The 7,270-nt window shown below is 63.7% G+C and carries 10 protein-coding genes; 7 read left to right on the forward strand and 3 right to left on the reverse strand.

The genetic code is table 11. The features are described 5' to 3' along the window. From AC5JJ6_RS33820 to AC5JJ6_RS33850, 7 genes are all read left to right on the forward strand, one after another. The coding region (locus AC5JJ6_RS33820) for a nitrogenase component 1 (protein ID WP_496046249.1) at positions 1-413 on the forward strand (413 nt) is incomplete at its 5' end. Positions 414-425: 12 nt separating this feature from the next. Beyond that, positions 426-1,793 carry a nitrogenase iron-molybdenum cofactor biosynthesis protein NifN gene (gene nifN / locus AC5JJ6_RS33825; RefSeq protein ID WP_496046250.1) on the forward strand — a complete coding sequence of 456 codons (1,368 nt, stop codon included), beginning with the start codon at positions 426-428 and terminating at the stop codon, positions 1,791-1,793. Positions 1,794-1,866: 73 nt separating this feature from the next. Then, the gene (gene nifX / locus AC5JJ6_RS33830) at positions 1,867-2,265 is read left to right on the forward strand and encodes a nitrogen fixation protein NifX (RefSeq protein ID WP_496046251.1); all 399 of its coding nucleotides are present in this window, start codon (positions 1,867-1,869) and stop codon (positions 2,263-2,265) included. A gap of 9 nt (positions 2,266-2,274) precedes the next feature. Next, positions 2,275-2,745 (forward strand): NifX-associated nitrogen fixation protein, encoded by a 471-nt coding sequence (locus AC5JJ6_RS33835; RefSeq protein ID WP_496046252.1) that lies wholly within the window; start codon positions 2,275-2,277, stop codon positions 2,743-2,745. A 12-nt stretch (positions 2,746-2,757) separates the two neighbouring features. Next, complete coding sequence (locus AC5JJ6_RS33840) at positions 2,758-2,955, forward strand: CCE_0567 family metalloprotein (RefSeq protein ID WP_496046253.1); 198 nt, start codon at positions 2,758-2,760, stop codon at positions 2,953-2,955. A gap of 39 nt (positions 2,956-2,994) precedes the next feature. Further along, positions 2,995-3,288 carry a ferredoxin III, nif-specific gene (gene fdxB / locus AC5JJ6_RS33845; RefSeq protein ID WP_496046254.1) on the forward strand — a complete coding sequence of 98 codons (294 nt, stop codon included), beginning with the start codon at positions 2,995-2,997 and terminating at the stop codon, positions 3,286-3,288. 1 nt (position 3,289) lies between these two features. Then, positions 3,290-3,916, forward strand: coding sequence for a nitrogen fixation protein NifQ (locus tag AC5JJ6_RS33850; protein WP_496046255.1), 627 nt, complete (start codon positions 3,290-3,292; stop codon positions 3,914-3,916). 44 nt (positions 3,917-3,960) lie between these two features. On the opposite strand, the gene AC5JJ6_RS33855 is transcribed toward AC5JJ6_RS33850, so the two are convergent. The 3 genes from AC5JJ6_RS33855 to AC5JJ6_RS33865 all read right to left on the reverse strand — a co-directional run bounded on the left by AC5JJ6_RS33855 (position 3,961) and on the right by AC5JJ6_RS33865 (position 7,214). Next, entirely contained in the window at positions 3,961-4,824 is an 864-nt protein-coding gene (locus tag AC5JJ6_RS33855; RefSeq protein ID WP_496046256.1) for a universal stress protein, read from the reverse strand. Positions 4,825-4,861: 37 nt separating this feature from the next. After that, positions 4,862-6,349: a SulP family inorganic anion transporter gene (locus AC5JJ6_RS33860; protein ID WP_496046257.1), complete on the reverse strand. Its 1,488-nt coding sequence runs from the start codon at positions 6,347-6,349 to the stop codon at positions 4,862-4,864. A gap of 358 nt (positions 6,350-6,707) precedes the next feature. Beyond that, positions 6,708-7,214, reverse strand: coding sequence for a tetratricopeptide repeat protein (locus AC5JJ6_RS33865; protein WP_496046258.1), 507 nt, complete (start codon positions 7,212-7,214; stop codon positions 6,708-6,710). Positions 7,215-7,270: the final 56 nt, after the last annotated feature.

A 7,270-nucleotide genomic window follows, 5' to 3' on the forward strand; every position in this document is an offset into this window, starting at 1 on the left:
GGTCGATGGTCACAGCCCTGGAAGGCGCCGGGCTGGAGATCATCGGCACCAGCGTCAAGAAGTCGACCAAGGAAGACAAGGAGCGGCTGAAGAAGATCAAGGGCGAGGAGTTCCACATGTGGGAAGACCTCAAGCCCCGCGATATCGCCGCCATGCTGAGCGACGCCAAGGCCGACATCATGCTGTCGGGCGGACGCAGCCAGTTCATCGCCCTGAAGGCCAAGGTTCCGTGGCTGGACGTCAACCAGGAGCGGCACGTCGCCTTTGCCGGCTATGAAGGCATCGTGGCCCTGGTCGAGGAGATCGACAAGACCCTGAGCAACCCGATCTGGCGTCAGGTCCGGCTGCCGGCGCCCTGGGATGCGCCGGTTGATGCACCTGCTCCGGCCCTTGCCGAAACCGCGGCGGAATAGGGGGCAAGCGAGATGTTCAAGGCTCACCAGTCCAACAAGGCCGCCGCGATCAATCCCCTGAAGATGAGCCAGCCGCTGGGCGGCGCCCTGGCGCTGCTCGGGATCGACAGCTGCATGCCGTGCTTCCACGGCAGCCAGGGCTGCACCGCCTTCGGGCTGGTGCTGATGGTGCGGCATTTCCGTGAGGCGATCCCGCTCCAGACCACGGCCATGGATCAGGTGCAGACCATCCTGGGCGGCCATGACAACCTGGAAGCCGCCGTACTGACCATGTACGAGCGCAACAAGCCCCAGGTCATCGGCGTTTGCAGCACCGGCCTGACGGAGACCAAGGGCGAGGATATGCGGGGTGCGCTCAACATCTTCCGCAAGAAGTATCCGGAGGTCGTGAAGAACTGCGAGGTCGTCTTCATCAATACGCCCGATTTCACCGGCGGTCTTGAGGACGGCTTCGCGAACACGGTGACCGCCGTGATCGACGCCATGGTCGAGCCGGCATCGATCAAGGTGAACAACCGGGTCAACGTGCTGGCTGGAAGCCACCTGACGCCCGGCGACGTCGAGGAAATCCGCGACCTGATCGAGGGCTTCGGCCTGACCCCCGTGATCCTGCCCGATCTCTCCACCTCCCTGGGCGGGCGGCAGCCCGACGATTTCACGGCGACCACGTTAGGCGGCGTGACGGCGGCCGAGATCAAGGGCATGGGAACGGCAGTCCTGACCCTGGTGATCGGCGAGCACATGCGAAAGCCGGCCGAAGCGCTGGAGGCAAAGACCGGCGTCCCGTTCAAGCTGTTCGACCGGCTGGTCGGGCTGGAAGCGGTCGATGCCTTCATCACGACCCTGTCCGGCCTCAGCGGCCAGCCGGTGCCGGCGCGCGTCCGGCGCCAGCGCGAGCATCTGGTCGATGGCATGCTCGACGGGCATTTCTACTTCAGCCGCAAGCGCGTCGCGGTGGCGCTGGAGCCGGACCTGCTCTACGCCTATTGCGGTTTCCTTCAGGAGATGGGCTGCGAAGTCACAGCCGCCGTCGCTCCGACGCAGTCGGCGATCCTGGAGAAGATCCGAGCCTGGTCGCTGCTGGTCGGCGACCACGAGGATTTCGAGACGCTGTCGCGCGGTGCCGATCTCGTCGTCTCCAACAGCCATGCCCGCATGTCGGTCAGCCGGTCGGGGGCTCCGCTGGTTCGCGCCGGCTTCCCGACCTTCGACCGCCTTGGCGCCGGGCATCGCGTCGTCGTGGGGTATCGCGGCACCCGGGACCTGCTGTTCGAGATCGGCAACATCTTCCTGGCCAACGATCACGAACATTCGATCCAGGACTGGGGTCTGGAAGGCACGACGGAGGGGCACCATGCCGGTTCGCATGCGAAGGCTTAGGCTCGTCTCCACCACCCCCCGGACCGGGACAGTACCGGACGGCCCTATCAGGCCGGCCAAGCGAGAGGGAACGATGAAGATTGCTTTCTGTACCCAGGACATGGTGCGCGTAGACGCCCATTTCGGCTGGGCCAAGAACATCGCGATCTACGAGATCGACACGGCCGGCTACCGGCTGCTGGAAGCGGTGCAGTTCAACGGACAAATGTTCGAGGACGGCAACGAGGACAAGCTGGTCCCCAAGATCGCCGCGATCGAGGACTGCGCCATCGTCTATCTGGCAGCGATCGGCGCCTCCGCCGCCGCGCGCATCGTCGCCAAGAAGATCCACCCCGTGAAGGTCGAGCAGCCGGAGGTCATCACCGATGTCCTCGACAAGCTGGTCGTCCTGCTGAACGGCTCGCCGCCACCCTGGCTCCGGAAGGCCCTGAACAAGGGCGCCGAAGTCGCCCGTAATTTCGACGAGGAATAAGTGAGCAGCATGTCCGAAACGATCGCAACCCCTCCCGATCAGGCAGTCCTCGACCAGGAATTCCTGAAGACCCTCGTCTCCCTGATCCGCGCCGAGGACACCTATGGCGCCTGGGAAGGCAAGAGCGATGACGTCCTCCTGCGGCCCTTCATCCTGACCAAGGAAGAGCGCCGGCTGATCCCGATCATCGGCGATCCCGATCCCGATACGATCACCCGCATCGAGCAATTCTACAAGGCGGTCGGCCTGACCATCGAGAAGCGCACCAAGCTGATGGCCACCCCGCTGATGAAGATGAGCCATGAAGGCTTCGGCCGCATCGTGCTGCTGACCGGCCGTCTGGTGGTGCTGAGCAAGCATATGCGCGACATCCACCGCTACGGCTTCCCGTCGATTGAGGCGCTGGCGACCGAGGGCACGAAGTTCGTCACCGAGGCCGTCGCTCTGATCGAAGAGCATCGCGTCGTTGCGGACCTTTGAGAGGAAAGCGGCATGAGCGACGTCGATGCCCTCAAGGAAGAGATTAAGAAGCTGAACGCGCGGGCGACCGCGAAGAAGATGGATCTTCACGACCTGTCGGAAGAATTGCCGATCAAATGGGAGACGATCCTTGATGTCGCGCAGGAAGCCTACGACGCCTACAAGCTTCTCACCGAGAAGCGCGCCGAACTCAAGTCACTGACTTCTTAAAAATTACTATCAAGCAAGACACTACGAGGAGAGTTCACGATGAGCGAATTTGTCCAGGGTAAGACGAAGGGTGGCGGGGCGTGGACTCCCAAGTTCGTGGAAGACCTGAACCAGAAAGCCTGCATCGGCTGCGGCCGCTGCTTCAAGGTATGCCCGCAGGGGGTGCTGAACATGATCGGCATCACCGAGGACGGCGACATCGTGGACGCCCAGGATGACGATGCCGAAAAGAAGGTGATGAGCATCGCCAACGGCGACAACTGCATCGGCTGCCAGTCCTGCTCGAAGGTCTGCGGCAAGAACTGTTTCTCCCACTCCGCCAAGGCTGCGTGACATGACCGTCGAGATGCAGGAACCGATCTCCCTCGCCGATGCCGCAGCCCTCTACGCTGCGATGATGGCCGGGGCGACCGATCCCGCAGATCCCGACACCCATGTCTTCGCCTGCATCGTTTCCGCCCGAGCCACATGCTGCGCCGACCCCCTGGACGACGCCGTCGGGCTCTCCCCCGCCGATCTCGACCTGCTGCTGGCCCGGCACTTCGCCGGGCTGGAAGCCGAACCGGATGCGGCGCGCTACATCACGGCGCGGCGCGGACGGCGGGTCGGCAAGGGTGTCTCCGACCTGGTCCTGGCGGAGGAAGTGGACGACCTCCGTACGCTATTGCTCGACCACCGGACCGCCGACCTGCCCGAAACCGCGTGGATGGCTGCCGCCGTCGCACGGGCCTGTCTGTTTTCCGACCATCTCTGGCAAGACCTCGGCCTGACCAGCCGCAAGGACCTCTCCGGTCTGCTGACCCGGCATTTCGGGCCGCTGGCCGCGAAGAACACCGGCGACATGAAGTGGAAGAAGTTCTTCTACAAGCAGCTCTGCGACCGCGAGGGCCTGAACCTCTGCAAGGCGCCAAGCTGCGGCGTCTGCGCCGATTATAAGGTCTGCTTCGGTCCGGAACAGTAAGTCCGGCGCCAGCCGGCGACACTCTCCCGCCTGTGGTAAGGACTTTACCGAAACAGGAGCACGGGGACCTTGCAGTCACGAATCATGGCGGTGGTCGTGCTGCCGATGATCAGGTTTCTGATGCGGGAGTGTCCATAGGCGCCCATGATCAGAAGATCGATGCCATCGGACGCCACCGCGTTTGCGATGACCTCTTCCGCCTCCCCCTCGACGATGCGGCAGTCGGCCTTCAGGCCGGCAGTCGCCAGTTCCTTTTCCGCCCAGGCCAGCGCCGCGGTCACCGCCGAATCTTCAGGTCGCTCCGACGCGAGGATGAGGCGGATTTCCAGATCCTTGAAGGCGGGGGAACTCGCGAGGTAGCCGACGGCGCGGCGGGCGCTCTTGCCGCCGTCAAAGGCGATCAGGATGCGTTCGATCGGCTTGAAGCTGCGCGCCGCCACCAGGCAAGGGCGGTCGATGGCGCGGACTACGCGTTCCAGGTTGGAACCGAGATGGCCCAGCGCGAAGTCGGCGCCTTCGCCGCGCTTGCCCAGCACGATGAGGTCGGCCCTGACCGACAGGTCGTGGACGGCATCCACCACGGCGCCATTGCGCAAGGTGGCCGACGTGTCGTCGATCCCTGCTTCCTTCAGGATCGCACGGCCGCTGTCGAGCAGATGGCGGCCGGCTTGCTGGGCCGTCCGGGAGCGGGCATGGTCCTGATCCACCATCTCGCTCATCAGATGGTCCAGGGTATCGATCCCGATATTGCCGCTGAGGTCCTGACGCTTTTCCGGCACGCCGCTCCGGATATCGACGACGTGCAGCAGCTCGGCGGACGCCTCCAGCCGGCCGGCGATCCAGGCGGCGTGGTCACAGACGCTGCGGGCGTAGACCGAGCCATCCAGGCAGACGAGTACGCGTTTCATCGGCTTCGCTCCTTGGCTTTGTTTCTCCGGCATCGGATCAGTGGCCGCCCTGGTGACCGGTGGCATCCGGCTTGTCGTGGACACCCAGGCGGTCGAGCAGCGTGGTGCTCGGCTGGTTGAGACCGATCAGCTCGACGTCCGCGCCTTCGCGGCGGAAGCGCAGCACGACCTTGTCGATTGCTCCGACCGCTGTGTAATCCCACAGGTGAGCGCTGGTCAGGTCGATTTCGACGCGATCGAGGCTTTCCTGGAAATCGAACTCCGCGATCAGGGCGTCTGCCGAAGCGAAGAAAAGCTGTCCATAGACCATGTAGGTCCGGCAGCGGCCGTCCTCGGTCAGGGCGCTTTCGACGGCGACGAAATGCGCCACCTTCCGCGCGAAGAACAGGGCGCTCAGCAGTACGCCGACCAGGACGCCCTTGGACAGGTCGTGGGTGAAGACGACCGTGAGCGTGGTCGCGATCATCACGATCGACGAACTCACGGGCATGGTGCGAAGCTGGCGAAGAGACCCCCAATTGAAGGTGCCGATTGAAACCATGATCATCACGGCCACCAGGACCGCCATGGGGATCTGCACCACCCAATCCTGAAGCACCAGGATCAGGAACAGCAGGACCGTGCCGGCGGTGAAGGCCGACAGCCTGCCCCGTCCGCCCGACTTCACGTTGATGACGGACTGGCCGATCATCGCGCATCCCGCCATGCCGCCGAACAGGCCTGACGCGATGTTCGCGATGCCTTGGCCGCGGGTTTCCGTATTCTTGTCGCTCCGGGTGTCGGTCAGGTCGTCGACGATCGATGCCGTCAGCAGTGATTCCAGCAGCCCCACCACGGTCATGGTGATCGCCACGGGCAGAATGATGCCGAGGGTTTCCAGGTTCAAAGGCACGTTGGGGATCAGGAAGGTGGGGAATGCACTCGGCAGTTCGCCCATGTCGCCGACCGTTCGCACGTCTGCCCCGGTCAGGATGGCGACGGCGGTCAGCACCACGATCGCCACCAGCGGAGACGGCACCGCCGTCGTGACCAGCGGCAGCAGATAGATGATCCCCAGACCGGCGGCCACGATGGCGTACATCTGCCAGTTAGCCCCGTGGAATTCCGGAAGCTGGGCCATGAAGATCAGGATCGCCAGCGCGTTCACGAAACCCGTCATGACCGACCGGGAAACGAAACGCATGTAGCGGCTCAGCTTCAGCAGGCCGGCCACGATCTGCAAGGCGCCCGTCAGCAGCGTGGCGGCGAAAAGGTAGTCGAGGCCATGATCCTTGACCAGATCGATCATCAGCAGGGCCATGGCGCCGGTCGCGGCGGAGATCATGCCCGGCCGGCCGCCGACGATGGCGATGGTGACCGCGATCACGAACGACGCGTAAAGCCCGACTTTCGGATCGACGCCGGCAATGATCGAGAAGGCGATCGCTTCCGGGATAAGAGCAAGAGCGACGACGACGCCGGCGAGAACGTCTCCCCGTATGTTGCCGAACCACTCCGAGCGGAGCTTCACGATATCGAACTTCATGGGAACCTGAACAAGATTGAAAAGCCGTATTCCTGGCGCAAAGCCAAGCGGCATGAAAAGCAGAGGAAGGCGTAAGACCAGCTGCGGCTGCCTGCGTCGAAGCGGGCGCCGGGGCAAAACGGCTTAAATGATCGTAAGGATCAGGGCGGCGTAATGCGATGCAGCATCAGTCCTGCATAGCACCGATTCCTTCGATGGGCAACGATCAACGTCCCGGCCCACCCGTTTTCGAATCGCCCAGGTCACATTTTCTTCGTGAGAAGACTGCCTTCGATTCCATGTCCGATGAGCACCGGCGCCATTCGGCCAGATCTCTGCAATGCCTTCAGGACCGGACACCGGCCACAGCGGACACCCTTCACTCCGGCTCCGCGACGCGCTCCGCCAATGCAGCGATGACGCCGTAGCCCACCGTATCGGCCGGATCCAGCTCGCGCAGCTTCGCCAGCATTTTCAGCGCCTCATCGACCCGGCCGGTCCGCAGCGTGATGAAGGTCAGCGCCTTCAGCGTGAAGAGGTAGAAGTGCGCCGGACCGATCACGGCGCTCCAGTCGGCATTGCTCGGCGCCAGCCGGCGCCAGTCCGCCGGAAAGCAGCCCTGGCGCGACGCCGCGTCCAGGCCGATCAAGGCGACCCGTTCGGCCTCGTCCAGCCGGCGCTGGTTGAAGTAGAACTTATAGAGTGCATAGAGCACCGGCAGGACTCGCGGCCCCAGGTTATGGGCTTCCCACAGCATCCGTTCGGCCTTGGCGAGATCGCCGGCGAGCCTGGCCTTGACTGCCTCCTGTAGCCGGACGTCGATATGTTCGGGGACATCGCCGAACGCCATCCGGCCATCGGGTATCTTGAATTCGATCGGACGCATCGCGGTCCTCCTGGCCAGATTGGGGGATATACGCTAATACCATAATTTTTTTATGG

The sequence above is a fragment of the Skermanella sp. genome (assembly GCF_059503625.1).

What these genes read in the sequence shown, in the direction of transcription:
- nifN (WP_496046250.1), top strand. Translation starts at nt 426, where the DNA reads ATGTTCAAGGCTCACCAGTCCAACAAGGCCGCCGCGATCAATCCCCTG.
- nifX (WP_496046251.1), top strand. Translation starts at nt 1,867, where the DNA reads ATGAAGATTGCTTTCTGTACCCAGGACATGGTGCGCGTAGACGCCCAT.
- AC5JJ6_RS33835 (WP_496046252.1), top strand. Translation starts at nt 2,275, where the DNA reads ATGTCCGAAACGATCGCAACCCCTCCCGATCAGGCAGTCCTCGACCAG.
- AC5JJ6_RS33840 (WP_496046253.1), top strand. Translation starts at nt 2,758, where the DNA reads ATGAGCGACGTCGATGCCCTCAAGGAAGAGATTAAGAAGCTGAACGCG.
- fdxB (WP_496046254.1), top strand. Translation starts at nt 2,995, where the DNA reads ATGAGCGAATTTGTCCAGGGTAAGACGAAGGGTGGCGGGGCGTGGACT.
- AC5JJ6_RS33850 (WP_496046255.1), top strand. Translation starts at nt 3,290, where the DNA reads ATGACCGTCGAGATGCAGGAACCGATCTCCCTCGCCGATGCCGCAGCC.
- AC5JJ6_RS33855 (WP_496046256.1), bottom strand. Translation starts at nt 4,824, where the DNA reads ATGAAACGCGTACTCGTCTGCCTGGATGGCTCGGTCTACGCCCGCAGC.
- AC5JJ6_RS33860 (WP_496046257.1), bottom strand. Translation starts at nt 6,349, where the DNA reads ATGAAGTTCGATATCGTGAAGCTCCGCTCGGAGTGGTTCGGCAACATA.
- AC5JJ6_RS33865 (WP_496046258.1), bottom strand. Translation starts at nt 7,214, where the DNA reads ATGCGTCCGATCGAATTCAAGATACCCGATGGCCGGATGGCGTTCGGC.